Genomic DNA, 24828 nt, shown 5'->3' with positions numbered 1-24828 from the left:
GCCATCTGGTTGTCGACGTCGGCCAGCACGGTCGGTTCGAAGAAGTAGCCGGGGCCGTCGATCTTGCTGCCGCCCACGACCGCCTTGGCACCGGCCTCGAGCGCCGCCTGCACCATCCCGTCGACCTTGGCCAACTGGTCGGCGCTGATGAGCGGGCCCATGTAGTTCGCCGGATCAGCCGGATCGCCGACGGCGACGTTGCCGATCATCGCCGTCACGGCTTCGATCACCTCGGCGTAGCGCGACTCGGGCACGAGCAGGCGCGACGCGATGGCGCAGCCCTGGCCGGCGTGCGAGCAGATCATGAAGCTCGCCATCATCGACACCATCGTGATGTCGGCGTCGTCGAGCATCACGAACGCCGACTTGCCGCCGAGTTCGAGGAACACCTTCTTCACGGTGTCGGACGCCGCCGCCATGATCCGCCGGCCCGTAGCCGTCGAGCCGGTGAAGCTCACCATGTCGACGCGCGGGTCGGTCACGAGTTGCTCGCCGATGGCACCGTCGGAGGACTGCAAGAAGTTGACGACCCCGGCGGGGATGTCGGTCTCGGCCACGATCGCCCCGAGCGTCGCCGACACCCACGGCGTCTGGGGCGGGCTTTTCACCACGACGGTGCAGCCCGCCGCGAGCGCGGGGGCCACCTTCGCGATCGTGATCTGGATCGGATAGTTGTACGGGATGATGGCGGCGACGACGCCGATCGGTTCCTTCTCGACCCAGCGAGTGCTGCGCATACCCATCGACTCCGCCACGCCGAGGTCGGTGGAGTACTGGTAGCTCTCGGCGAGCTCGGCGTAGAACGGCACCATCGCGATCGGCGCTTCGAGCTGCGGCCCGGAGGTGAGCCCGACGGGCGCGCCGACCTCGGCGACGATGAGCGCCCGCAAATCCTCCTGGTGGGCCAGCAACCGCTCGTGGAGTTGGCGCAGGCACTGGGCGCGGAACGCCGTGTTCGTCGCCCAGTCGGTTTCGTCGAAGGCGCGGCGCGCCGCGGCGATGGCGCGGTCGGCGTCGCCGCGCGTGGCGTCCGCCGCGGTGCCGAGCACCTCACCGGTCGCCGGGTTGCGCGTCTCGTACGTGCGTCCGCCTTCGGCGTCGACCAGTTCGCCGTCGATCAGCAGTTGTTCGCTATGCCACATCAGAAAGGTCTGTCTCCCTTGAGGGTGATGCGGTGCATCACGCGTTTGTGTCCGTGGTAGTCGTTGATCGGGTTGTGCTGCACGCAGCGGTTGTCCCACAGCGCCAGCGAGCCGGGTCGCCACGTGAAGCGGCACGTGAACTCGGGCTTGGTCTGGTGGGTGAACAGGAACTGCAGGAGCGGGCGGCTTTCTTCGACGGTCATGGTGTCGAAGCGCGCCGTGTGCGCCACGTTCACGTACAGCGCCTTGCGGCCGGTCTCGGGGTGCGTGCGCACGACGGGGTGCACCGCTTCGTAGTCACGCGCCTCGGTGGCGCCGCTCTCCTTGATGCGGTCCTCGCGGGTCTTGCTCACATCCGCCAGCGCCGAGCTGTTCACGCCGCGCAGCGGAGCCAGGAGTTCCTGCATGCCCTCGGACAGCGCCTCGTAGGCGGCGTACTGCGACGCGTAGAGGGTGTCGCCGCCGGCGGGCGGCACCTCGCGGGCGAGCAGCATGGTGGCCATCGGCGGAGTGTCGAGATAGGCCGTGTCGGAGTGCCAGATGCCGCCGAAGTTCACCGTCTCGTGCGGCAGTTTGGTCACCGCGATGATGTCGGGGTAGCCCTCGATGCCGGGCACGAACGGGTAACGGTCGCGTTCGCCGATCGCATCGGCAAAGGCGAGGTAATGCTCGGGCGACAGGTCCTGCTCGCGGAAGAACACGACGCCGTGGTCGAGCCACACCTTGCGGATGTCGGCGATGAGGCCGTCGCTGAGGTCGCGTAGGTCGACGTCGTCGATCTCGGCGCCGACGGCGCCGGCGACGGGACGAACGTTCATGCCTTGTCCTTCGACGCGACGTTGGCGACCTGGCTCGGCGGCGGCCCGGCCGTCGTCCCGCCGTCGACGGGCAGCACTACGCCGGTGACCTGGGCGGCCCGCTCACTCGCCAGGTAGACGACGGCGTTGGCGACGTCGGTCACGGTCCCGAGCCGCTGCAGCGGTTGGATGCGCGCCACGATCGACGACGTGTCGAACGCGGTGTTGATCGCCGTCTGGATGTTGGCCGGGGCGATCACGTTGACGCGCACGCCCAGTTCGGCGAGTTCGATCGCCGCGCTGCGACTGAAGTGGATGACGCCGGCCTTGGCGGCGCGGTAGGTCTGCAGGCCGACGCCGGCGCTGATGCCCGCGATCGACGCCACGTTGACGATCGAGCCACCCGGCTGCATCCGGCGCGCCGCCGCCTGCGTGCCGGCCATGACCCCGAACAGGTCGACGGCCATGACCTTGTGAAAGTCGCGCAGGTCGTCCTGCATGAGGCGGCGCAACGACGACGCGATCCCGGCGTTGTTGACCATCACGTCCAACCCGCCGAACTGCGCCACCGCAGCCTCGACAACCGCCGCGAGGCTGGCGGCGTCGGACACGTCGGTGTGCACGAACGTCGCAGCCGCGCCCAACTTCGCTGCGACCTCGGCGCCCGCGGCGTCGTCGACATCGGCGATCACGACGCGCGCCCCCTCGTCGACAAACGCCTCGGCGATGCCGCGGCCGATGCCGTTGGCCCCGCCGGTGACGATCGCCACCTTGCCGTCGAGCTCATGCGTCATAGGTCGAACTCCACGTGCAGCTCTTGCACGCCGCGCAGCATGTAGGTCGGTACGTAGCGGAACTTGCGGGCACCGGCGGGACCGTGGTGTTCGTCCGACAGTCGGATGTCCTTCGTGCGGGCGAGCATGCGCTCCACCGCGATGCGGCCCTCGGCGCGGGCGAGCGGAGCGCCGGGGCAGAAGTGGACGCCGTGGCCGAACGCCACGTGCTCGCGGGCGTTGGCCCGTTCGGGATCGAAGGTCGCCGGGTCGGCGAACTTGCGCGGGTCGCGGTTCGCCGCGCCGTTGAGCACCATCACCGTGCAACCCGCGGGCACGGCCACCTCGCCGATCGTCGTCGGCACGCGTGCCAGGCGGAAGTCGCCCTTGATCGGGCTCTCGTAGCGCAGCACCTCTTCGACGAAGTTCGGGATGCGGCTGCTGTCGGCGCGCAGCGACGCTTGCAGCGCCGCGTCCTCGGCGATGAGGTGGAAAGCGGAGCCGAGCATGCGCACCGTCGTCTCCTGCCCGGCGGCGAACAGGTTGGCGGCCACGCGCACGACGTCGATCACTTCGGGCATCGAGCCGTCGGGGAACGTCGCTTGCGCCATGTGGGTGAGCACGTCGTGGCGCGGCTGCGCCCGGCGCTCCTCGACGTACCCGGCGAACTTGTCGTAGAGGAACTCGAGAGGCGTGTGCGCCATCGTCTCGCTGTCGCCCTGGCCGAGACCCTTGGTGCGGATCAGCTGCGTGCGGAAGTCGGCGACGTCTTCGTCGGGCACGCCGAGCAACTCGGCGATCACCAGCATGGCGAAGGGCGCGGCGAACTCGTTGACGATGTCGCAGACGCCGACGGCGACGAACTCGTCGATCTGCTGATCGGCGAGGCGCCACATGGCGTCCTCGTTCTCCTTGAGCCGCTTGGGCGACAGCAGGCGCAGCAGCAGGCCACGGTGGGCAGTGTGCTTGGGCGGATCGAACGTCGGCAGCTGGTCGCTGAAGGGCAACTGGTCGCGGTACTGCTCGATCAGCGCGGTGACGTCGTCGCCTTCGAGGGGCACCGGAAAACCGGGGAACGGCCCGGTCACCGACGTGGCCGACGAGAACGCCTCGGTGTCGTGGTACACCGCCAGCGCCTCGTCGTAGCCCGTCACCATGTAGACGCCCTGATGCGGCTCGCGGTGCACCGGACACTGGGCCCGCAGCTGCTCGTAGTACGGGTACGGGTCTTTGATGACCGCGCCGCCGCGGAAGAAGTCGATGTCGTCAACGCTCACGGTCTGGGCTCCTTCAATCGGTGCAGTGTCGCCGATCCGACGTTGACGGGCACCACCTGCTGCCACACCTCGACGGCGTAGCTCACCATGATGAGCGAGTGCAGCAGTTGGAACAGCGCCAGCGCGTCCGCCGGTAACTCGTCGAGCGGGAACCCGTCGCAGTAGTCCATCGCGGCGGTGGCCCGCGGGAACACGGCGTCGTAGAACGCCTGCATCTCCGCCATCGTCGACGACTGCCGGCGCGCCCATCGCTCGGGCTCGGTGGCGAGACACCACGTCGCCGCGAACGGCTCGAGGTCAGCGAACTCAGCCGGCAGCAACCCAGTCCCCCACTGTCTGGTGGAAATGCCGAACGAGGATCTCCTGATCGTTCAGCGGATAGCTGGCGAAGGCGCGCGCCTCGAGACCGAGTTGCGTGCCGTCGAGGGTGCCGGCGTCTTGCAGCGCGTACTCCTTCACCGTGACGGCCGCGTATTCGCGCGCCAAGCGCTCGCGGGCGGTGGTTGCCGGCGTGAACCACAGGTCGGCCTCGAATACGTGCGTGTTGTACGACGTCGGCCAGAAGCGGTAGCTCAGGTACCAGTTGCGCTCGTAGATGAGCACTTCGAGGTTGGGAAAGATCTGGAAGTTGTCGATGCCCCAGCGCTTCACGCTGCCGGGGTTGACGCCGGGCAATTCGCCGTCGATCTCGGGCCGGTCCCATGGCCCCGTGTTGCCGCTGCGGAACAACGCTTCGCTCGGATACAGGTACTCGGCTGCGAAGAGATGCTTCTCCGAACCGCTGGTGCTCACCACGCGATGCGGCCCGTCGAGTTGGTAGTGGGCGCCGTAAAACGGAGCTTCGGAGTTGCGCACCGGTGCCGGCCCCAACTGGTGCGTGTGCAGCGGGGGCACGTGGTAGTACTCCTGGAACGCGTCGATGAACACCTTCCAGTTCGACGCGTTCTCGGTGCGGAACGAGTAGCGCTCGGTGTAGCGGTCGAATGGATAGCCCTCGAGCGCCCCGACCATCGGTCCGAGGAACTCACGCAGCGTGGGCGGCTCGGCGTCGAGGTTCACGAAGATGAAGCCGGCGAACACGTCGCAGTGCACCGGCGCCAAGCCGAGCGCGTCCTTGTCGAGGTCGAAGAACTGGTCCTCTTGCTGGACGTAGGTGCACGTACCGTCGAGGCCGTAGCGCCAGCCGTGGTACTTGCACGCGAATTGGCGCGCCGCGCCGCAGGTGTCCTGCGTCGGCGTGTCCGTCCACACCAACCGGTTGCCACGGTGGCGGCACACGTTGTGGAACGCCCGGATGTCGCCGTGCATGTCGCGGGTCACGAGCACCGAGGTGCGCGCCGCCACGATGTCCTTGGTGAAAAAGCTGCCGGCACGCGGCAGGTCGTCGACGCGCCCGACGTTGAGCCAGGCGCGGCGGAAGATGGCGTCGCGCTCGCGCGCGTAGAACTCCGGCGACACGGAGTCCTCGAACGACACGTGGCCCGTCCCGAGGTCGGGATAACGCTGCGTCCACGAACTCACTCGAAGACCACCTTCACCAGCGGCGTCACCGGTACCGACTGGCACGTCAGCACCCACCCGTCGGCCACTTCCTCGGCGGTGAGCACTTCGTTGTTGGCCATCTCGACGCCGCCTTCGACGACCTGCGCCATGCAGGTGGCGCAGTGGCCGGCCTCACACGACGACGGCGCTTTCAAGCCCGCCCAGCGCGCCGACTGCAAGATCGTTGACTTGCCGCGCTGGGCCACGGTCTCGGTGCGGTTGCCCAAGGTGATGACGACGGTTTCACCCGCAGCCGTTTCGGGCACCGGCTCGTCGATCGGCTCGTCGGCCGCGGGGGTGAACCGCTCGATGTGGATGCGCTGCTTGTCGACACCGCGGCCGAGCAGCGTCGACTCGACGATGTCCATGAACGGCGCCGGCCCGCAGACGTAGAACGTGGCCGCGCCGTCGCCGGCCATACGCAGCACCTCGTCGGTCTGCACGAAGCCGGTCGCAGCGTCCTCGTGGTGCACCACGCGGAACCGCTCGCCGAACTGCGCCGCCAACCCGTCGAGGGCGTCGCCGAAGATGGCGGCGGACCGGTCGCGGTTGGCGTAGAGCAGGCGCACCGCTCGAGCGGTGGTGTGCAGCGCCGTCTTCACGAGCGAGAACACCGGCGTGATGCCGCTGCCGGCGGCGAAGAGGACGACGTCGTCGGCGGAGGCGTCGAGCACGAAAGAGCCTGTCGGGGTGCTGACGTCGAGGACGTCGCCGGCGTCGACCTTGTCGTTGACGAAGTTCGACACCAGCCCGTCGGGCACGCGTTTGACCGTCACCTGGAGCTCGTCGTCGATCCCGGGCGCCGATGACATCGAGTAGCTGCGCAGGTGCGCTTCGTCGTCGATGAGCACCCGCAGGGTGACGAACTGACCCGCGGTGTAGCGGTAGGCCGCGGCCAGCGCCGGCGGCACGTCGAACACGATGGACTTGGCGTGGTCGGTTTCCGTGAGAATCCGCTTAACTCTGAGCGCGTTGTACCGCTCGCGTACGGCGGCGGGCCACGTGACGTCGCTCATAGAATGCGGTTTATCGTATATGAGAATGGCGTTTCCGTCACACGAAAGGGTCCCTAGATGACCACGGTGCTCAAGCCGCGCGGCGTCCTCGACATCGACAGCGGTGAAGTCCTCGAAGGGGCCGCCGTCACCGTCGAGGAGACCCGGATTGTCGACGTCGGCACCGGCAATCCCGACGCCGCCGACGAGGTGGTCGAACTGCCCGATCTCGTCCTCATCCCCGGGCTCATGGACATGGAGGTAGACCTCGTCCTCGGCGGCCCGGGTGCCGGCCTGACCGATCCGGTGATCACCGACCCGATCAAGATGACGCTGCGGGCGACGGTCAACGCCCAGCGCACGCTGCGCGCCGGCTTCACCACCGTGCGCAACCTCGGGTTGTTCGTGAAGACGGGCGGCTACCTGCTCGACGTCGCCCTGGCCGACGCCTCCGATCGCGGCTGGTTCGACGGCCCGCGCATCGTGCCCGCCGGGCACGCCATCTGCCCCACCGGCGGCCACCTCGATCCGTCGGCCCAGAGCGGACTGGCACCGGGGATCATGCCGCTGAGCATCGAGGAAGGGATCGCCGACGGCGTCGACGAGGTGCGCAAGGCCGTGCGCTACCAGATCAAGCACGGCGCCAAGCTCATCAAGTGCTGCGCGTCGGGCGGCGTGATGACCCCGACGGGCCCGCCGGGCGCGCAGCAGTACTCCACCGCCGAACTCGCAGCGATCGCGGATGAAGCCCACCGGCGGGGCCTGCGCGTCGCCACGCACTGCCACGGCGACGAGGCGGTCAACGCCGCCATCGACGCCGGCATCGACTGCATCGAGCACGGGATGATGATCAGCGACGCCACCATTCAGCGATTGGTCGACACCGGCACGTTTCTCGTCTCCACCTGCGCCCTGACGGAGAACTGGGACATCTCGAATCAACCCAAGGCGCTCCAAGCCAAGGCGGCCGACGTGTTCCCGAAGGCCAAGGAGTCGTTGTCGAAAGCCATCGCGGCGGGCGTGAAGATCGCGTCGGGCAGCGACGCCCCGGCCATCTTCCACGGCCGCAACGCCGAGGAGTTGGTCGTGCTCGTGCAGCGCGGCATGACGCCGCTGCAAGCGCTGCGCGCCGCCACCACCGTCGCCGCCGACCTGATCAACGCCCCCGACCTCGGGCGCATCGCGCCGGGCATGCTCGCCGACATCGTCGGCGTCCCCGGCGACCCGCTCACCGATATCACCGCGGTGCAGCAGGTCCGCTTCGTGATGAAGGACGGCAAAGTCTTCCGCCACGACGCCTGACTCGTATCCCGGTCATCCACGCGCTTCGCCGCCGTCGACGCGGATGTCGGTACCGGTGACGAACGACGCGTCGTGCGACACGAGGAACGCGGCCACGGCGGCAACTTCGTCGGCGGTGCCGAGGCGCCTGAGCGCCGACGATTCGACCATCTCGCGCATGATCGGCTGGCGGGCGAACTCGCGCTGGCCCATCGGTGTGTTGATGATGCCCGGTGAGACGCTGACGACTCGTCCGCCCGCCTTCCCCCACCGCCGCGCAGCGCGCTCACATTCGAGGATGACTCCGCGTTTCGAGAACGCGTACGCCAGACCGGGATCGGTGAGCATGGGGGCGTTGGCGTCGCAGAAGTCCGCCGCTCGCGGGTCGCCGACGACGTCGATCGGATAGTGACCGGCAGTCGACGCAAAGCACACCGCCACCGACCCGTCGCGCACGAGGGGTTCGAAGGCATCGAGCAGGTAAACGGTCCCCATCAGGTTCACCTCGACGATGCGCCGGGGTTCGGCCATGGTCGGTGACAAGCCCGCGCAGTGCACGAGAAAGCGGAAGTCCCCCGCCGACGCCACCTCACGTGCCAGACCCGCAGCGGTCGCAGGATCGCTGATGTCGTCGGGCAGGTCGACCTCGATCAGGCGGTCGACCTGGTTGCGGAGCCGGATGGCGCACGCCGCGCCCATGCCGCGCCCGGCGCCGGTGACGACACCGATTTGCACTAGGTGGCCACCCAGCCGCGCGGCAGAGGCAGCTGGATGTCGTTGTAGGTGACGATGCCCGGGGGCGCGGCTACCACCGAGGCGATGGCGTTGATCGCCGGGACCGCCGTCATGATGTGTCCGAGTTGCATGAAGTCGGCGAAGGACGTCGCCGCGAAGTCGGGCGGCGGCATGAACTCGACGCGCGTGGTGATCGTCGGTTGGCCCTCGATCACGATCTTGTGGCCGAGTTCCTCGATCGGCAGGTCGGGCTCGAGCGTCCAGCCTTTACGCCACTTCATGTTGAGCTCGACGACGTCGCGGCCGCCCACGCGCCCGAGCCACCGCACGACCATCCCGGCGACGTGGCCCGCCTTGATCGTCCAGGACTCCATGACGACGTCCTCGGTCGTTTGCGAGAACCGCGTGTCGCACACGATCTCGTCGAACGTCACGCCGAGCGCGTCGCCGAGCAGGGCGACCGCTTCGCCGAACACGCCGGTGCCTTCAGCCGCCATCGCCGCCAGATCAGGCGAGTCGATCGGTTGGGCGAAACCCGCCCTGATCTCGGTCGCCGGCGAGTCGTACAGCGTGGTGTCAGCGGCCTCGAAGACCGTCACCTTGTCGATGCGGTCGCACACTCCGGCCGACGCGATCGCCAGCAGTTCGACGAAACCGGGACTGATGCCGGTGCCGAACATGGACGCGCCGCCGGCGTCGCACGCCTTGGCGATGCGGTCGCGGTCACCGGGCGACTTGCCGCCGGTGATGAAGGCCGCGGTCGACACGACGTTCACCCCGGCTTCGAGGATGCGCACCAACTCGTCGGTGTTGGACCACATCGGGTTGTAGACGATGCAGTCGGGCTTGAGTGCCAGCAGCGCGTCGACGTCGTTCGTCGCCGCGACACCGCCGATGTCGCGCCCGACCTTGTCCGGCGACCAGGCGTACACGCCCACGAGTTCGAGGTCGGCCCGCTGCGTGATGGCGCGCACCGAACGCTCCCCCACGTTGCCCGTCGTCCACTGCACCACCCGCAGTGGCGCGGTCATCAGATGCGCATCCCGCCGCTGACGTTGATGGTCTGGCCGGTGACGTAACTGGCGGCGTCGGAGCACAAGTAGGCGACCGCCCCGGCGATGTCGTCGGGCGTGCCGGCGCGCCCCATCGGCACGTACGAACCGAGCGTCTCGACCGGCGGGACCTTTCCCTCCTCCGCCGCGTGACGCGCCATGGGCGTGTCGACGATGGTCGGGTTGACGGTGTTGGCGGTGATGCCCTTGCGAGCGAAGTCGACTGCCAGCGATCGAGTAAGCGAGATCACGCCCCCCTTCGACGCCGTGTAGTGCGCCATGTTCGGGGCGCCCGACTCGGCGCTCGTCGACCCGATCGTGACGATGCGACCCCAGTTGGCGGCGATCATGTCGGGCAGCGCCGCCTGCACGCAGGCGAAGGTGCCGGTGAGGTTGACGGCGATCACGCGATCCCAACTCTCGGCCGAGATGTCGCCGGTGGGCTCGAAGGCCTCGACGCCGGCGCTCGTGACGAGGATCTCGACGGGTCCCAACTCGGTGCGCACGCGGTCGAACGCGGCGCGCACCGCGGCGCGATCGGACACGTCGCACTCGACGCCGATGGCGCTGCCCCCTCCATTGGCGATCTCCTTGGCCGCCACCTCCGCGTTGGCGCGGTCGAGCAGGGCGACGCGATGGCCGTCACGTGCCAGGAACTTGGCGATGCCGAGGCCGATGCCCGACGCGCCACCAGTGACAACTGCAACTCGTCCCATCGCCTACGCCTTGTCGAATTCGATGTAGAGGTCGGTGAGGCCGCGCAACACCCACGTCTTCTCGTAGCGGAAGCGTTCGCTCCCCCGCGGCCCGTGATGCTCCTCCGACAATCGGATGTTGCGGGTGCGGTCGAGGATGTGCTCGATGCTGACGCGGCCCTCGAGGCGCGCCAGCGGGCCACCGGGACACGAGTGGACGCCGCGACCGAAGGCCATGTGCGCCGAGATGTTCTCGCGGTCGAGGTTGAAGTCGGCCGGGCATTCGAAGCGCCGCGGGTCGCGGTTGGCCGCGCCGTTGAGCATCATCACCGGCGTCCCGGCCTTGATGTCGACGCCACCCACCGAGGTCGTCTTCTTCGCCAGCCGGAAGTCGGCCTTGACCGGACTTTCGACGCGCAGCGCTTCCTCGATGAACAGCGGAATGAGCGCCTTGTTCTCGCGCAGCTGGTCCTGAAGTTCGGGATGCAGGCTCAGCACCTTGAGGGCGAAGGCCAGCAGGCGCGCCGTGGTCTCCTGGCCGGCGGCGAACAGGAACGTCGCGGTGCGCACCAACGCGGTGATTTCGGGGAGCGAGCCGTCCGGATACGTACCGTTGGCGAGTTCGCTCATCACGTCTTGGCGCGGGTTGGCGCGCCGCTCGGACAGGTACTGCTCGAACCGTTCGTCGAGCCAGTTGAGCGGGTTGGTGCTCGGGTTGCCCTTGGCGCCCTTGCCCACCTTGCCGATGCCCTTGGTCAGGCCGAAGCGCTCGCGGAACCAGTCGTGGTCCTCTTCGGGCACGCCGAGCATGTCGGCGACGGCCAGCATGGCGAAGGGCTGCGAGTACGCCGAGATGAATTCGCAGTGGCCGTCGTCGAGGAACACCTCGAGCTGATGATCGGCGAGGCGGTGCATGAACGCTTCGTTGGCCTGCAGCCGCTTGGGCGTGATGAGGCGCATGAGCACGTGGCGCTCTCTGGTGTGATCCGGCGGGTCCATCGTCACCATGTGCTCGTTGAGCGGCATGGTGTGGCGGTGCTCGGCGATCTGATCGGTGATGTCGTCGCCCACCAGCGGCTCGGGGAACTGGGCGAAGGGGCCGACGGGCGAGTTGACCGACGAGAAGTCGTCGGTGTTGCGGTAGATCTCGCTCAGCTCGTCGTAACCCGTGACGGCGACGACGCCGAGGTGGTCGAGGGGCAGCACCGGGCACTCGGCGCGCAGCGTCTCGAAGTAGGGGTACGGGTCCTCGACGAGTGACTCGTCGAAGAAGAAGTCGATGGTCTTCCAGTCCACAATGCCCTCCCGCTGCTGGGCACTCGCACAGCAATGCTGTGCAACTGCTTAGCATGCGTGGCAGAGTGGCGCCAGTGACCTCGCCCCGCCGCATCGGCGCCACCGACTCGAAGACCCGTGAGGCGTTGCTGGACGCCGCCGAACGCCTCCTGCTCGACGATGGCTACGCCGCGGTCACGTCGCGGCGCGTTGCGGCCGCCGCGGGCCTCAAGCCCCAGCTCGTCCACTACTACTTCCGCACGATGGACGACCTGTTCGTCGAGGTCCTGCGGCGCAACGCCGACGCGTCGCTGGCGCATGCCGAGCGCGTCCTCGCCGCCGACGGCTCGCTCGCGGCGCTGTGGTCGCTGAACAACGACCCGCGCGGCGCCCGCTTCCTCGTCGAGATGGCGGCGCTGGCCAACCACCGCAAGGACATCCGCGCCGAGATCGCCCGCTACGCCAAGCGCAACCGGGCGCTGCAGCTCAAGGCGCTCAAGGCAGCCCTCCCCGAGGGCACGATTCCGCCCATGGTGGCGCTCGTGCTGATGACGGGGCTCGGCCAGGTCATGGGAATCGAGCAGGCCCTCGGCGTCACCGAAGGCCACGCGGCCACCCGCGCCTTCGTCGCCGACGCCATCGCCCGCCTCGACGCCGAGCCGTAGCCGTTACGGGTGCCCGAAACTGGACGCCAGGCGCAGCAGTTCGTCGCGCAGCGTGGCGTCGGGCAGGTCGATGACGAAGGGATGCATCACCGCGCCGCTGATGGCGGCGACGAGCATGGCCACGCGCACACGCCCCTCGGGCCCTGCGTCTTCGCCCACCAGCAGCGCCTGCATCTTGCGCATGACGGCGCGGAACGCCCTGTGCTTGGCGAAGGACTCCACGATCACCGGGTCGTTGAGCATGGCGCCGGCGCGGCGGCGTCCCGCGATGGCGAGGTCGACCATGCCGGCCAAGAGTTCGTCGCGCGACGACGCGGCCTCGACGACGTCGCGCAACCGCGCCAGCTCCGCCTCGGCGGCCGCCAGCACGATCTCGTCCTTCGACTTGTACTGGTGGTACACCGCCGCCTTCGTGACGCCGATCTCATCGGCGATCATCTGCAGCGACGTGCCGCCCACGCCGTGGCGAGCGAACAGTGACGTGGCGGCGGTGACGACCCGGGTTTGGGCGGCGGTAAGGGCCATTGCCCCGAAACTAGCCGATCGGCTACTTTGCGAACTATGGCTGACGAGCAGATCGACACGTTCCTCGAAGCGCGCAAGCCCGGAGCGCATCTCGCCGAGGAGTACGTACCCGACGAGTTCGTCCTCATGCTGGGCGTAGACCTGCAGAACTTTCCGAAGTTCCCCAAGCTCGCCGACGGCGTCACCTACGCCCGCGCCGCGCTCGACATCCGCGCCGAGACCGAGGTCGACTCCGGCGCCGAGCTCGCCGACTACTCCGGTCCCTACCGCCCCGATCTGCGCTTCACCGACTTCTCGCGCGACGCCCTCGCCCACAAGCTGTTGCCGTGGGCCGAGGCCTACCTGTTGTTGTGCGTCGACGGGTGGTCGGCCGAAGTCGGACGCCGCTACGGCGCGGAGGTCGCGCTCGAAATCGAGTGGGCGGCCTGGAACGACCAGATGCGTCCCGAGATCGACCGCATGCGCGCCGAGTTCCTACCGGCGTCGGTGACCTACGACGATCCGAATGCGCACGACGACCGCACCCGCCGGCCCGTCTACACCGGCCTGTTCTCACCGCGCGACGGCATCGACGCGCTCGACAAGCCGGCCCTCGTGCGGTGGCTCCTCGGGAGCCACGAGTTCCTGCTCCAGGCGATCGAAGGCTGGGCGGCGCAGATCGTCGTGCGCTATGGCCTCGACGTGATGTTCGACATCCAGTACACGCTGTGGGGCGACACCGTGCTGCCGGGCGCCAAAAAACTCAAGGAGCGGTACCTCGGGATCACCGGCACCACGGTCGCCGACTGGATGAAGGATCTTCAGATGGACGCCACGGCGATGCCGGGCAAGGCGTTCGACGTCTCGTTCGAAATGCCGTCGGAAGACGTCGGCATCATGACGTTCAACCGCTGCGTTGCCGTCGACCAGTGGGAGTCGATGGGCCGGCCCGACATTCTCGAGAAGAACTGCCACTCGACGTGCCCCAAGTCGATGATCGTGACGACGAAGCTCTACAACCCGAAGATGAAGGTCGACATCCTCGCCATCCCGCCCCGCGTCGACGACGGTGACGTGTGCTGCAAGTGGCGCTTCTCGATGGAAACCGACGACTAGAGAAAGACCGAAGTGCGACGGGCGAAGCGCCAGCGCGTGCCGTCGTGCACGACTTCGTCGTCGTAACGGCCGACCACGAAGATGGTCCAGCCGGTCTCGCCTTTGACGAGAAAGGCGAAGTCGCTCACCACTCGGGCCGAAGTGCTCGACGCGTCGATCACGCGGGTGTTCGCCACCATGTGGCGCTGCGGCGCTCGCGGTATCCACGATTCGTACGCGGCGCGCAACTCTTCCGTGCCGCGATGCGTGCCCACCGGAAATTCGATCGATGCGTCGGCGGTGAAGGTGGCGAGCACGTCGTCGACCCGGCCGTCGTCGACCGCGTGGTTGTACTCCGCCAAGAGATTGCAGATGTCGTCTCGGACGGTCATATGCCGATGTCCACGATCGGTCGCTCCAAGGGGTTCAGGTTGATCTGTTGCAGCGCCTTCAACAGCTGCGCGTACGGCAGGCCGGCGAGGAAGCCGTCGACCGTGCGCTCGAAGTTCGACAGGTGACCTTCGATCTCGGGCGAGATGCGTAAGAACTCGAAGCCGCGTTGATGCAGGCCCTGCTGCTGCTTGGGCAGGTTCGAGAAGTCCTGCGTCGGGATCGGCGGCACGCGCGGATCGTTGTACTCCCACACTTCGGGCGGCGTGGGCTTGGGCCGCGCCTCGCCCTCGGGATACCGGGTCAGGGACCAGATCTCCATCAGCGTTGCTTCGGGACCGAGCGGGCGGAAGCGATACGACGACGCGCTCGAGTACATCGGCAGCACGAAGTAGTGAGGGAAGGTGTACCAGAGCGAGTCGCCGAAGCCGCTCGCCTCGAGTTCGTTCAGGTCGGGCATGGTGGGGATGCCGCGCGCTCGATGGGCGCGCGTGACCTCGTCGTTGAAGGCGCGATGCCACGTGGCCATGTCGGGCACGTCGGCTTCGGTGGCCAGGCGCTCGGCGATGGCGACGTCGTTGGCGTGCACCATGCCGCTCATGCCTTCGCTCATCGTGCGGAGGTACGCGAGTTCGCCGGCGAGCAGGGTGGCCGTCTCGGCTATCCCGTTCTTCGGCGGGAAGCGACCCGGAATGACGAGCTGCGGGTGGCTCTCGATCACGTGGTACTGCTCCATGAACGCGGCCTCGGCCAGCTTCCAGTTCACCGGCAGGCGAAAGGCGCGCCACCACTCGACGCGCATGTCCTCGAGGTGCCAGGCGTCCATGGCAGTGGCGAAGGGTTCGAGGCAGTCGCGCAGCGGCGGCGCCTCGCGGTCGAGGTTGATCCAGGCGCTGCCACCCCACGTCTCGGCGCGCACCGGCGTGAGGTCGATGTCGTCGCCCTCCAGGTTGTGCTCGGCGAAGGCGCGGCGCTTGGGCACGAAGGTGTTCGTCCCATCGGGGCCGTACGTCCAGCCGTGGAACGGGCACACGAAGCCGGCGCCACACGTGCCGTCGCCCGTCGCCACCTTGACGCCGCGGTGGCGGCAGGCGTTCTGGAACGCCCGCACCCCGCCGTCCTCGGTGCGCACGACGATCACCGACTGGTCGAGGAATTCGTAGACGACGAAGTCGTTCGGCGCCGGGATCTCCTCGAGCCGGCACGCCATGTGCCAGACGCGGGGCCAGAGCTGCTCGGCTTCGAGGGCAAAGAACTCCGGGTCGTAGTACCGCTGCTTGGGCAGGCGGTCCACTGCCGTTATTGAGAACGGGATTCTCACTATCGGTACAGTATGCCTCTCATGGCCGACGTCGACGTCCTCATCGTTGGCGCGGGCATCACCGGGATCTACCAGCTGTACCGAGCGCGTGAAGCCGGCTTCTCCGCCGTCCTGCTCGAAGCCGGCGCGGGCGTGGGGGGCACGTGGTTCTGGAACCGCTACCCCGGCGCCCGCTTCGACTCCGAGAGCTACACGTACGGCTACCTGTTCTCGCGCGAGTTGTTCGACGAGTGGGAGTGGTCCGAACACTTCGCCGGCCAGCCCGAGATCGAGCGTTACCTCAACCACGTCGTGGACCGATTCGACCTCCGGCGGGCGATGGAGTTCGGGACGCGGGTGACCGCCGCGGTGTGGTCGGGTGACCACTGGGCGGTCAGCGCTGACGACGGGCGCGGCTGGGACGCCCGCTTCCTCGTCGCCGCGACCGGCGTGCTGTCGGTTCCGTACTTCCCCGACGTCCCCGGCCGGGACGCGTTCGCCGGCGAGCAGTACCACACGGGGTTGTGGCCATCGGAGCCGGTCGACTTCCGCGACCAGCGCGTGGCCGTCGTCGGCACCGGTTCGAGCGGCGTGCAGATCGTGCCGGTGATCGCCGAGGAGGCGGCGTCGCTCACCGTGTACCAGCGCAGCGCCAACTGGTGCACGCCGCTGAACAACGCGCCGATCAGGCCCGACGAGCAGCGCGCCCTGCGCGCCGAGTTCGACGCCCTGTGCCACGTGCTCAACACGTCGGCCGCCGGATTCCTGCACCAACCACACGACCGCGGCGCCTTCGACGACTCCGACGAGGAACGCCTCGCCTTCTTCGAGAAGATGTGGCACAGCCCGGGCTTCGCCAAGCTGTCGAGCAACTACCTCGACCTGCTGTTCAACGACGCGGCCAACGACGCGTGGTGCGCGTTCCTCGAGGGCAAGATCCGCTCCATCGTGCGCGACCCCGTCACCGCCGACAAGCTCATCCCGACGCACCGCTACGGACAGAAACGACCGCCGTTCGTGAACGGTTACTACGAGGCGTTCAACCGCGACAACGTCACCCTGGTCGACCTGCGCGCGTCGCCGATCGTCTTCGACGACCTCGACATCGTCGTGTGGGCGACGGGGTTCGACTTCGGCACCGGCGCACTGGCGCGCATGGGCGTCGTCGGGCGCGACGGCGTCGCCCTCAACGACCACTGGGCCGATGGCCCCCAGACATTCCTCGGCGTATGCACCGCCGGCTTTCCCAACTTGTTCTTCCCTGGCGGCCCGCACGCCGCCGCGGGCAACAACCCGCGCTACAACGGCGACCAGGTCGACTTCGTCACCGACACGCTCATCCACACGGGCGACCGCGTGATCGAAGTGACCGCAGAGGCCGAGCAGCGCTGGACCGACATGGTCGACCGCGCCGCGCAGACCAACCCGTTCGGCGAGCTCGGCCAGTACTTCGGCACCAACATTCCGGGCAAGCCGCGTCGCTATCTCCTCAATGCCGGCGGTCGCCCCAAGCTGTTCAAGGAAATCGCCCGCGTGAAGGACACCGACTACGCCGCCTTCACCCTTCTGTGAAGGATCGCCCGTGCACAACACGGAAATTCCTTCACAGAAGTGCGAAGGGGTTAGACGGTGGCGATCGGGGTCACCGGGGAGCCGACGATGCCGGGGAGGCGCAGCGGGGGCGCGGTGAGCAGGAAGCGCGACCGGTGGTGCTCCCGCAGCCAGGTGGCGAGTTCGTCGAGGTACCACAGCTCGCCTAGGGGCACGCCGAGCTTGAACAGGCAGAGGTGGTGCAGCGGCAGGAACGAGTGGCGCGACGGGTCCTTGTCCTTGCCGAGGAGGCCTTCGACGGCGTAGTTGTCGGCGACGAGCGCGCTGATCTGCGACTCCGCGATCCACTGCAACAGCGCGTCGTCGTGGGCGTCGAGATAGCTGCACGTGGTGAACAGCTCGCGCACCGGCGGGTTCCGATCCCACTCGAGGATGCGGGTGGCGAAGCCGGTGTGCAGCAGCAGCACGTCGCCAGGTTCGACCGCGACGCCATCGGCTTCCATGATCTGGCGCAGCGTGTCGTAGCCGACGGGCGTCCACGCGTCGCCGAGGTGGTGGCGCAGGTCGACGAGCACGCCGCGGCCCTGCACGCCGTGGAACGCCATGTGCTCGAGGCCGAGGTGATGCGCGTGCGAGCGTCCATCCGCCGTCGGACCGACGAGGTCCACGCCGGCGCGGTAGCCGTTGTAGAAGACAGCCTCCTCGACACCGTCGCCGTCGGCGTCGAACTCGGCGCCGACGTGGGCCAGCGAGTCCCACTGCGTGGAGTACTGAAGGGCGAGGGTGACGACGTCGTCAGCCCACACGTCGACGTACTTGGGATCGCCGTAGTCGGGCATCTCGCTCATGTGGACGTTGAAGAACGTCGCCGGCGTGCCGTCCATGTCGGGCGTGGGCTGGACGACGGGCGGATAGCGGCGTTCGTTGAGCGCCGTACCGCCGGGAAAGTCGAGAGGCAGCGACAGGCAGAACGACACGCCGGCCTGCACCTCTGCCACGCCCTCGATCACCTTGGCCGGCGTCAGCAGGTTGATGCGGCCGAGTTCGTCGTCGTCGCCCCAGTCGCCCCAGGTGGAGCCGTCTGGTTTTTGCTTCCAGCGAGCCACGCAACCCACCATTGCACACCGCGCTCGCGAAATGCGAGAATGGCATTTCCATGAGTGATTTCGTCGTCTCCGCAGACGGGCACATCCTCGAACCGACCGATCTCTTCCGCACCCGCCTGCCGAAGCACCTGCGCGAGCGAGGCGTGTGGGAGGAGGACTTCGAGATCGAGCCGCTGGTCGAGGGTGGCGCCCGCGTCTTCCGGCGCCTGCACACCCCCGGATACGAGGGCTGGACGATCTCGCGCTACCGCCAGACGAGCGGCCGCACGCCCGAGGGCGATCCCGAGCTGATCATCGAAGACCTGGCGGCCGACGGCGTCGACGCCGCGGTGATGCACCCCAACCTGTCGCTGTTCGGCCTGTACTCCGACGACCACGAGCTGTCGATGGCACACGCCCGCGTCTACAACGACTACGTCATCGAGCGCTTCGGTGCGTACTTCGACCGCATCGTGCCGACGGCGCCCGTGCCGGTCACCGACGTCACCGACGCCGTGGCCGAGATCGAGCGCGTCGGCGCCGCGGGCATGAAGGCGATCCTGCTGCCGGCGATACCGCCCAAGCCCTATTACTCGCGCGACTACGACCCAGTGTGGGACGCCATCAGCGCCATCGGTGGCCACGTGTTCGTGCACACGCAGACCGGCGGCGTGAAGGTGAACGACACCGAGTCGACGACGCTGAAGGTCGTACTCGAGAACGCGGCGCAAGTGAACCAGCCCGTCACCGAGAAGAGCGCGTCGAAGCGGATGATCACGCAGTGCATCTATTCGACGGTCACACCCCAGCAAGTCATCTGCGAGCTGATCGGCGGCGGTGTCGCCGAGCGCCACCCCGACCTGCACTTCGCCCTCATCGAGTTCAACGCCCACTGGCTGGCGTCGCTCGTCGGTTCAATGGACAAGGCGTGGACGACCGGCATCGGGCAGGACAGCGACTGGTGGCTCGGCAAGTGGGACGACACCCGCCCGGCCCACGACCAGCCGAACATGGCGCGCCTGTTCAAGCTCAACGAGAAGTGGCCGTATCCGCTCATGCCGAGTGAGTACGTGCAGCGGCAGTTCCACGTGTCGTTCCAGGATGACCCGGTCGCGGTGGCGTGCCGCCACCTCACGGGACTGCGGTCGATTGTGTGGGGCAACGACTACCCCCACGCCGAAGGCACGTTCCGGGGCAGCCAGGAGTTGATCGCCCGGCAGTTCGCGGGCGTGCCCGACGACGAGCGCCAGGCGATGCTCGGCGGCACGCTCGCCGAGATTCTCGGCCTCGCCCCCGCGCTGGTCTAGGACGTTGCGCTTCGACGGCCGCGTCGTCATCGTCACCGGCGCCGGACGCGGCATCGGCCGCGCCTACGCCGAGTTGTTCCGGGCGCTCGGCGCCGAAGTGGTCGCCAACGACATCGACGAGGTCGAGGGCGTCACCCACGTGGGCGACGTGTCCGACCCGGCGTACGCGCAGCAACTCGTCGACACGCACGACCGCGTCGACGCGCTCGTCAACAACGCCGGCAACGTGCAGTGGGCGACGATGCCCGACGTCGACGCCGCCAATCTCGACGCCCACCTGCGCGTCCACGTGCACGGCACGTTCAACACCATCAGCGCAGCGTGGCCCCGGATGGTGGCGGCCGCTTACGGCCGCATCGTCAACACCACCTCGACGGGCGCGCTCGGGCTCAAGGGCAACCTCGGTTATGCGACGGCGAAGGGCGCGGTGATCGGCATGACGCGCACGCTGGCCGTCGAAGGCGCGCCCCACGGAATCAAGGTCAACGCCGTCGCGCCCGTGGCGGCGACGCGCCTTGGGGGCGACGTCGACGATCCCAACATGGCGCCCGCACGCGTGGCGCCGATGGCGGCGTACCTCGCCAGCGAGGACTGCCCCGTCAGCGGCCAGATTTACACCGCCGGCGCCGGTCGCTTCGCCCGCCTGTTCGTCGGCTCCACGCCAGGTGTCGTGGCCGACGACGTCGAATCCAACTGGCAGCAGATCAACGACGCCACCGGCTACACCATCCCTGCCGATCTCATGGAGTGGTCGGCCGAATACCTGAGGCACCTGCACTCACCAAACCAACCATGACACTCACCACCCCAACCACGATCCACCGCGGCGCGGACGAGCTGCCGTTCATCACCTTTCCCGACGGCATCGGCATGCAAGTGCTCCAGGTCGACTTGTCCGTCGGCGTGTGGATCGTGCGCAGCCGCTTCCAGCCGGGGACGACGGTGGCGACGCACAAGCACACCGGTCACGTGTACGCCTTCACCCTCTCGGGGAGCTGGCACTACCTCGAGTCGCCCGAGGCGGTGAACACTGCGGGCTCGTATCTCTACGAGCCGGCGGGATCGGTGCACACGCTGCACGTGCCGCCGACCAACACCGAGGTGACCGACGTGTGGTTCACGATCTACGGCGCCAACCTCAACCTCGACGCCGCCGGGAACGTGACGTCGGTGACCGACGCCCACAACGTGCTGTCGTACTACCGCTACCTGTGCCGTGAGCAGCACGGCATGGCCGACCCGCCCGTCATCGTGCTCGGAGCGCAATGAGGGCCGCCGTCCTCAACGAGGACCGCAGCCTGTCGGTCGTCGAACAACCCGATCCCACCCCGGCGGCGGGCGAAGCGGTCGTGCGCGTCACCGGCTGCGGCATCTGCGGCAGCGACCTGCACTCCGTGGCGGTTATGGGACCGGCGGGCACCGTGCTCGGCCACGAGATCGCCGGCGTCGTCGAAGCGGTCGGCGGTGGCGTCACCAACGTGAAGGCGGGCGACGTGGTGGCGGTGCGGCCGTTCTCCGGTTGCGGGCGCTGCGAGTTCTGCCGCGCCGGGCGCGCCGACCACTGCGCGTCCTTTGCCCTCATCGGCTTTCAGCGGCCGGGCGGCTACGCCGAGTTCACTTGCGCGGTCGCCGACGAGTTGTTCGCGCTGCCGGCTGACGTGCGCGCCGAAGACCACGCGCTGGTCGAGCCGTTCGCGGTGGCGCGCCGCGGGCTGCGCCGCGGTGGTCTCGCCGCCGGCGAGTCCGTCGTCGTGCTCGGTGCCGGACCGATCGGCCTCGCGGTCACCCACTGGGCGCGCGCGTTGGGCGCGGGCGACATCGTCGTGAGCGACCCCGTGGCGCACCGCCGCGAGCTCGCATTGCAGCTCGGTGCCACGCGCGCCGTGCACCCCGAGGAGATCGCGGGCACGAGCGCGCCGCTCGTCGTCGAGTGCAGCGGGGTGCGCTCGCTTATCGACCAGGCGATGCAGCTCGCCGCGGTCGACGGGCGCGTCGCGGTGATCGGCATGTGCCTGCAACCCGACACGATCTTCCCGTGGTGGGGGCTGAACAAGGAACTCGACGTCCGTTTCAGCATCTATTACGGCCGCGAGGACTTCACCGACACCATCGACGCGTTCGCTGACGGATCGCTGGCCCCCGACGGCTTCGTCACCGAGACCATCGGGCTCGACGCCGTGCCCCGTCGTTTCGCCGAACTGCAAGCCGACGCCGACGCCGGCAAGGTGGTGATCGCACCGTGATGCGTCGCGTCACCCTCATCGTCGCCGTCGTGGGCGCGTCGCTGCTGGCGCCCGCCAACTACGCCGGCGCGGCCACGCCCCGCGCCACAAACTGCGGCCGCAACGACCGGCCCGAGACCGGCGTCCAGGGCGAGGTCCCGCTGCGCGACCAGCTCGACGGCCGCGCCCTCCAGGGTTACAACTGCGGCCTCGCCCTCGTGGGTCACGTGGCGCTCAAAGGGGCCAGCGCCAACATGGCGTGGGCCGGGCACTGCGCCTACGTCGCCACGGTCGGCGAAGGCGTCAACGTCGTCGACGTGTCGAACCCGCAACACCCGAAGCGAACCGCGCAGCTGCACCACCTGACGACCGACGTCGACATCGAGACGATCGCGGCGCAGCAGGTCGGCAATCGCGCCGTGCTCGTCGTCGGCCGCTACGGCGAATACGCCCCGCAGCCGCTGACCGCACCGATGGACATCTACGACGCCAGCAACTGCGCCCACCCGAAGTTCCTCACGACGTTTCACTGGCCCGAGAACACGCACAACCTCACCATCACGCCCGACGGCACCCGGGTGTTCTCCACGCTCCCGTTGCAGGAAGCCGACATCCACGACCCCCGCCACCCGCGCTTCCTCGGCAACCTCGAGAACGCGCTCGTGGGCGGCCCGTTGACCGATGGTCGCATCCAGGTGTCGTCGCACGACGTGGCCACCAGCCCCGACGGCAACACGATCTACTTCGGTGGTCAGACGCCGATGAGCACCGGCGCCATGATCGCCGATGTCACCGACTACCCGCGGCGCAAGCCACGGCTCGTCATGAAGGCCGCCGGACGGGCGCACTCCGTCGACGCGGCCACCATCGGCAACCGCAACTACATCGTGCACTCCGAGGAAAGCATCGCCAGTGTGGCGGCCAACGGCTGCATCAACCAGAACCTCAATCCGATCGCCGGCGCGGCCCAGCCGTGGATCAGCGACGTGACCGATCCGGCGCACCCGAAGATGCGCATCAGCCGGCTCACGCTCGCCATCAACCAACCCCACAACTGCGTGCGCGAACTCGGCGACGGCGAGAACGCCAGTGTCCATTACCACGACGTCGACGACCCGCAACACACGACGTTCGTGATGGCGTCGATGTGGAACGCCGGCGTGCGCATCTTCGACGTGCGCGACCCGTGGCACCCGCGTGAGGTGGCGTACTTCAACCCGGGCATGTTCCTGCGGCCCTCGGACAACGGGGCGCTCGACAAGGCGTGGGGTCACGTCCATTACGACGCCGCATCGGGCCAGCTGTGGTTCGCTACGCAGTCGGGCGGCTTCTGGGTCGTCGAGTTGGAACCGCAGGTGCGAGCGCATCTCGGTCTGCCGGCGCGTCCGGTGCTGCACCCGTCGGGCACGATCCCCCGCCCGGCGTCGACCCGCATCGTGTTGTCGCCCGCCCTCGCCGCCAGCTCGCAGTACTACTGCACCCTGGCGTCCTTCAGCGGCTGATGCGCGCCGCCCTCTGCCGCGAACTCGGGCCGCCTGAGGTTGTCACCGTGACCGACGTCGACGCGCCCGAAGCGGGCGACGGCCAGGTACGCGTGCGGGTCGAAGCGTCGGCCGTCAACTTCCCCGACGTGCTGCTGGTCGCCGGCGAGTATCAGGTGAAGGTCGAGCCGCCGTTCGTGCCCGGCAGCGAATTCGCCGGCGTCGTCGTCGACACCGGGGCGCGCGTGTTCGGCAGCGCGCTGGTGGGCGCGTTCGCCGATGAGATCGTCGTGGCGCCGACGTCGGTGACACCGATTCCCGACGGCGTCGACAGCGCGACCGCCGCCGCGTTCGGCGTCGCCCACCGCACGGCGTACCACGTGCTGCGTTCGGTGGCGACGGTGCAGGCGGGCGAGCGCGTCGTCGTGTTAGGAGCGGGCGGCGGCGTCGGTCTCGCGGCGGTGCAACTGGCGGCGCACCTCGGCGCCGAAGCAATCGCGGTGGCGTCGTCCGACGAGAAGCTGGCCGTGGCGCGCACGCTCGGGGCCGCGCACACTGTGAACCATCGCGACGGCGACCTCCGCGCCGGCCTCGGCCAGAACGATGTCGTGGTGGATCCCGTCGGCGGCGATCTTTCCGAACCGGCGCTGCGCAGCCTGCGACCCGGTGGGCGGTTCGTCACCGTCGGGTTCGCGTCGGGCACGATTCCCCGTATCCCACTCAACCTCGTGCTGCTGAAGGGGATCACCATTGCCGGCTTCCAGTTTCTCGACTTCGCCACCCGCCACCCCCACGAACTGCGCCGCAACGAGGACGAGCTGCTGGCGCTGTTGCGCGACGGGCACGCCGTCCCGCACATCGGCGCCCGCTTCGGCCTCGACGATGCGGCGGCGGCGTTGCGCTACGTCGCCGACGGGCGCGCCATCGGAAAGGTCGTGATCGATGTCGCCTGATCCGGTCGACGACGTGTGGGACGTGCTGGCGACGGCGCGCACGATCCGCCGTTTCACCGACGAACCCGTCGACGACGCCACGCTGACGCGCTGCCTGCGCGCCGCGTCGTGGGCGCCCAACGGCGCCAACGCCCAGGCGTGGCGCTTCGTCGTGCTGCGCTCGCCCGAGATGCGCGCCGCGGTGCAAGCGGCCGCCGATCTCATCCTGCGCACGGTGATCGAACCGGTCTACGGCATGAGCCGTCCCGCCCACGACGACACCTCGAAGTTCGCCCGCAACAACCGCGCCACCTACGAACTGCACGACCGCGCCGGCGAGCGCACGTCGCTGCTGTTCTGCACCTACAAGTACAAGACGGCCTCGGAGCTGCTGCTCGGCGGCTCGATCTATCCGGCGATGCAGAACTTCCTGCTAGCGGCGCGCGCCCTCGGCCTCGGCGCCTGCATCACGAGTTGGGCCTCGTATGGCGGCGAGCCACTGCTGCGTGACGCCGTCGGCATTCCCGAGGACTGGTTGATCGCCGGCCACGTCGTGGTCGGCTGGCCCCGCGGCCGGCACGGCCCGGTGAAGCGAAGGCCGCTGGGGGACGTGGTCGACCTCGACCGTTGGGACAACCCGGCGGTCGCCATCGCGGGTGAGCGCACACCGGGCGCCGACTTCGACGTGTTGCGCTTCCGTGGTTCCTTCGCGGAGTAGCGCGGCGGGTAGCT

At 68.5% G+C, this 24828-nt stretch carries 26 protein-coding genes; 11 read left to right on the top strand and 15 right to left on the bottom strand.

The features are described from left to right. From VHC63_11810 to VHC63_11780, 7 genes are all read right to left on the bottom strand, one after another. Window positions 1–1142 (bottom strand): aldehyde dehydrogenase family protein (locus tag VHC63_11810; GenBank protein HVV37282.1); only part of this gene is annotated, 1142 nt, incomplete at its 3' end. Continuing rightward, window positions 1142–1960, bottom strand: coding sequence for a TauD/TfdA family dioxygenase (locus VHC63_11805; protein HVV37281.1), 819 nt, complete (start codon window positions 1958–1960; stop codon window positions 1142–1144). The genes VHC63_11810 and VHC63_11805, both read right to left, overlap by 1 nt. Continuing rightward, window positions 1957–2733 (bottom strand): SDR family oxidoreductase, encoded by a 777-nt coding sequence (locus VHC63_11800; GenBank protein ID HVV37280.1) that lies wholly within the window; start codon window positions 2731–2733, stop codon window positions 1957–1959. Before VHC63_11800 ends, VHC63_11805 begins: the two co-directional genes overlap by 4 nt. After that, window positions 2730–3989 (bottom strand): cytochrome P450, encoded by a 1260-nt coding sequence (locus tag VHC63_11795; GenBank protein ID HVV37279.1) that lies wholly within the window; start codon window positions 3987–3989, stop codon window positions 2730–2732. The genes VHC63_11800 and VHC63_11795 overlap by 4 nt, the downstream gene beginning before the upstream one ends. After that, window positions 3986–4309: a hypothetical protein gene (locus VHC63_11790; GenBank protein HVV37278.1), complete on the bottom strand. Its 324-nt coding sequence runs from the start codon at window positions 4307–4309 to the stop codon at window positions 3986–3988. Before VHC63_11790 ends, VHC63_11795 begins: the two co-directional genes overlap by 4 nt. Next, window positions 4296–5510 (bottom strand): aromatic ring-hydroxylating dioxygenase subunit alpha, encoded by a 1215-nt coding sequence (locus VHC63_11785; GenBank protein HVV37277.1) that lies wholly within the window; start codon window positions 5508–5510, stop codon window positions 4296–4298. The genes VHC63_11790 and VHC63_11785 overlap by 14 nt, the downstream gene beginning before the upstream one ends. Beyond that, window positions 5507–6547, bottom strand: a complete 1041-nt coding sequence (locus VHC63_11780; protein ID HVV37276.1) for a ferredoxin--NADP reductase — start codon at window positions 6545–6547, stop codon at window positions 5507–5509. Before VHC63_11780 ends, VHC63_11785 begins: the two co-directional genes overlap by 4 nt. A 57-nt stretch (window positions 6548–6604) precedes the next feature. On the opposite strand from VHC63_11780, the gene VHC63_11775 reads away from it, so the two are divergent. Next, window positions 6605–7828 (top strand): amidohydrolase family protein, encoded by a 1224-nt coding sequence (locus VHC63_11775; GenBank protein ID HVV37275.1) that lies wholly within the window; start codon window positions 6605–6607, stop codon window positions 7826–7828. Window positions 7829–7840: 12 nt separating this feature from the next. On the opposite strand, the gene VHC63_11770 is transcribed toward VHC63_11775, so the two are convergent. From VHC63_11770 to VHC63_11755, 4 genes are read right to left on the bottom strand one after another with little or no spacing between them, the layout of a single operon-like run. Then, window positions 7841–8542, bottom strand: a complete 702-nt coding sequence (locus tag VHC63_11770; GenBank protein ID HVV37274.1) for an SDR family oxidoreductase — start codon at window positions 8540–8542, stop codon at window positions 7841–7843. Then, a complete protein-coding gene (locus tag VHC63_11765) occupies window positions 8542–9573 on the bottom strand; it encodes a hypothetical protein (protein ID HVV37273.1) in 1032 nt (343 codons plus the stop codon). Before VHC63_11765 ends, VHC63_11770 begins: the two co-directional genes overlap by 1 nt. After that, on the bottom strand, window positions 9573–10310 hold the full coding sequence (locus VHC63_11760; protein ID HVV37272.1) for an SDR family NAD(P)-dependent oxidoreductase: 738 nt from the start codon (window positions 10308–10310) through the stop codon (window positions 9573–9575). Before VHC63_11760 ends, VHC63_11765 begins: the two co-directional genes overlap by 1 nt. 3 nt (window positions 10311–10313) lie before the next feature. Continuing rightward, window positions 10314–11585, bottom strand: a complete 1272-nt coding sequence (locus VHC63_11755) for a cytochrome P450 (GenBank protein HVV37271.1) — start codon at window positions 11583–11585, stop codon at window positions 10314–10316. Window positions 11586–11659: 74 nt separating this feature from the next. Between VHC63_11755 and VHC63_11750 the strand changes: the two genes are divergently transcribed. Further along, complete coding sequence (locus VHC63_11750) at window positions 11660–12229, top strand: helix-turn-helix domain-containing protein (protein ID HVV37270.1); 570 nt, start codon at window positions 11660–11662, stop codon at window positions 12227–12229. A 3-nt stretch (window positions 12230–12232) separates the two neighbouring features. On the opposite strand, the gene VHC63_11745 is transcribed toward VHC63_11750, so the two are convergent. Next, on the bottom strand, window positions 12233–12754 hold the full coding sequence (locus tag VHC63_11745) for a helix-turn-helix domain-containing protein (GenBank protein ID HVV37269.1): 522 nt from the start codon (window positions 12752–12754) through the stop codon (window positions 12233–12235). 36 nt (window positions 12755–12790) lie between these two features. Between VHC63_11745 and VHC63_11740 the strand changes: the two genes are divergently transcribed. Then, window positions 12791–13849, top strand: a complete 1059-nt coding sequence (locus tag VHC63_11740; GenBank protein ID HVV37268.1) for a hypothetical protein — start codon at window positions 12791–12793, stop codon at window positions 13847–13849. Here VHC63_11740 and VHC63_11735 read toward each other — a convergent pair. Both VHC63_11735 and VHC63_11730 read right to left on the bottom strand, forming a co-directional pair. Then, window positions 13846–14220 carry a nuclear transport factor 2 family protein gene (locus tag VHC63_11735; protein HVV37267.1) on the bottom strand — a complete coding sequence of 125 codons (375 nt, stop codon included), beginning with the start codon at window positions 14218–14220 and terminating at the stop codon, window positions 13846–13848. The genes VHC63_11740 and VHC63_11735 overlap by 4 nt on opposite strands. Next, window positions 14217–15539, bottom strand: coding sequence for an aromatic ring-hydroxylating dioxygenase subunit alpha (locus VHC63_11730; GenBank protein HVV37266.1), 1323 nt, complete (start codon window positions 15537–15539; stop codon window positions 14217–14219). The genes VHC63_11735 and VHC63_11730 overlap by 4 nt, the downstream gene beginning before the upstream one ends. A gap of 21 nt (window positions 15540–15560) precedes the next feature. Between VHC63_11730 and VHC63_11725 the strand changes: the two genes are divergently transcribed. Then, window positions 15561–17090, top strand: coding sequence for an NAD(P)/FAD-dependent oxidoreductase (locus tag VHC63_11725; protein ID HVV37265.1), 1530 nt, complete (start codon window positions 15561–15563; stop codon window positions 17088–17090). 50 nt (window positions 17091–17140) lie between these two features. Here VHC63_11725 and VHC63_11720 read toward each other — a convergent pair whose 3' ends face one another. Then, a complete protein-coding gene (locus VHC63_11720) occupies window positions 17141–18175 on the bottom strand; it encodes a cyclase family protein (GenBank protein HVV37264.1) in 1035 nt (344 codons plus the stop codon). A gap of 50 nt (window positions 18176–18225) precedes the next feature. On the opposite strand from VHC63_11720, the gene VHC63_11715 reads away from it, so the two are divergent. The 7 genes from VHC63_11715 to VHC63_11685 are packed head-to-tail and all read left to right on the top strand — an operon-like array spanning window position 18226 to window position 24814. Beyond that, window positions 18226–19461: an amidohydrolase family protein gene (locus tag VHC63_11715; GenBank protein ID HVV37263.1), complete on the top strand. Its 1236-nt coding sequence runs from the start codon at window positions 18226–18228 to the stop codon at window positions 19459–19461. 4 nt (window positions 19462–19465) lie between these two features. Beyond that, window positions 19466–20257 (top strand): SDR family NAD(P)-dependent oxidoreductase, encoded by a 792-nt coding sequence (locus VHC63_11710; protein HVV37262.1) that lies wholly within the window; start codon window positions 19466–19468, stop codon window positions 20255–20257. Beyond that, entirely contained in the window at window positions 20254–20730 is a 477-nt protein-coding gene (locus tag VHC63_11705; protein ID HVV37261.1) for a 2,4'-dihydroxyacetophenone dioxygenase family protein, read from the top strand. The genes VHC63_11710 and VHC63_11705 overlap by 4 nt, the downstream gene beginning before the upstream one ends. Continuing rightward, window positions 20727–21704, top strand: coding sequence for an alcohol dehydrogenase catalytic domain-containing protein (locus tag VHC63_11700; protein HVV37260.1), 978 nt, complete (start codon window positions 20727–20729; stop codon window positions 21702–21704). Before VHC63_11705 ends, VHC63_11700 begins: the two co-directional genes overlap by 4 nt. Then, complete coding sequence (locus tag VHC63_11695; protein HVV37259.1) at window positions 21704–23185, top strand: hypothetical protein; 1482 nt, start codon at window positions 21704–21706, stop codon at window positions 23183–23185. Before VHC63_11700 ends, VHC63_11695 begins: the two co-directional genes overlap by 1 nt. Window positions 23186–23232: 47 nt before the next feature. Further along, entirely contained in the window at window positions 23233–24117 is an 885-nt protein-coding gene (locus tag VHC63_11690) for an NADPH:quinone oxidoreductase family protein (GenBank protein ID HVV37258.1), read from the top strand. Further along, window positions 24107–24814, top strand: a complete 708-nt coding sequence (locus tag VHC63_11685) for a nitroreductase family protein (GenBank protein ID HVV37257.1) — start codon at window positions 24107–24109, stop codon at window positions 24812–24814. Before VHC63_11690 ends, VHC63_11685 begins: the two co-directional genes overlap by 11 nt. Window positions 24815–24828 lie beyond the last annotated feature (14 nt).

This window comes from Acidimicrobiales bacterium (assembly GCA_035546775.1).
Taxonomy (GTDB): Bacteria; Actinomycetota; Acidimicrobiia; order Acidimicrobiales; family JACCXE01; genus JACCXE01.
The sequence above is the reverse complement of the archived record's forward strand: the minus strand, read 5'-3'. Positions and strand labels throughout refer to the sequence as shown.

Bases quoted from the DNA above. Each gene is read 5' to 3' on its own strand.
- VHC63_11765 (HVV37273.1), bottom strand. From the start codon at position 9,573: ATGACCGCGCCACTGCGGGTGGTGCAGTGGACGACGGGCAACGTGGGG.
- VHC63_11695 (HVV37259.1), top strand. From the start codon at position 21,704: ATGCGTCGCGTCACCCTCATCGTCGCCGTCGTGGGCGCGTCGCTGCTG.
- VHC63_11740 (HVV37268.1), top strand. From the start codon at position 12,791: ATGGCTGACGAGCAGATCGACACGTTCCTCGAAGCGCGCAAGCCCGGA.
- VHC63_11735 (HVV37267.1), bottom strand. From the start codon at position 14,220: ATGACCGTCCGAGACGACATCTGCAATCTCTTGGCGGAGTACAACCAC.
- VHC63_11780 (HVV37276.1), bottom strand. From the start codon at position 6,547: ATGAGCGACGTCACGTGGCCCGCCGCCGTACGCGAGCGGTACAACGCG.
- VHC63_11715 (HVV37263.1), top strand. From the start codon at position 18,226: ATGAGTGATTTCGTCGTCTCCGCAGACGGGCACATCCTCGAACCGACC.
- VHC63_11800 (HVV37280.1), bottom strand. From the start codon at position 2,733: ATGACGCATGAGCTCGACGGCAAGGTGGCGATCGTCACCGGCGGGGCC.
- VHC63_11745 (HVV37269.1), bottom strand. From the start codon at position 12,754: ATGGCCCTTACCGCCGCCCAAACCCGGGTCGTCACCGCCGCCACGTCA.
- VHC63_11725 (HVV37265.1), top strand. From the start codon at position 15,561: ATGGCCGACGTCGACGTCCTCATCGTTGGCGCGGGCATCACCGGGATC.
- VHC63_11805 (HVV37281.1), bottom strand. From the start codon at position 1,960: ATGAACGTTCGTCCCGTCGCCGGCGCCGTCGGCGCCGAGATCGACGAC.
- VHC63_11760 (HVV37272.1), bottom strand. From the start codon at position 10,310: ATGGGACGAGTTGCAGTTGTCACTGGTGGCGCGTCGGGCATCGGCCTC.
- VHC63_11685 (HVV37257.1), top strand. From the start codon at position 24,107: ATGTCGCCTGATCCGGTCGACGACGTGTGGGACGTGCTGGCGACGGCG.
- VHC63_11705 (HVV37261.1), top strand. From the start codon at position 20,254: ATGACACTCACCACCCCAACCACGATCCACCGCGGCGCGGACGAGCTG.
- VHC63_11775 (HVV37275.1), top strand. From the start codon at position 6,605: ATGACCACGGTGCTCAAGCCGCGCGGCGTCCTCGACATCGACAGCGGT.
- VHC63_11700 (HVV37260.1), top strand. From the start codon at position 20,727: ATGAGGGCCGCCGTCCTCAACGAGGACCGCAGCCTGTCGGTCGTCGAA.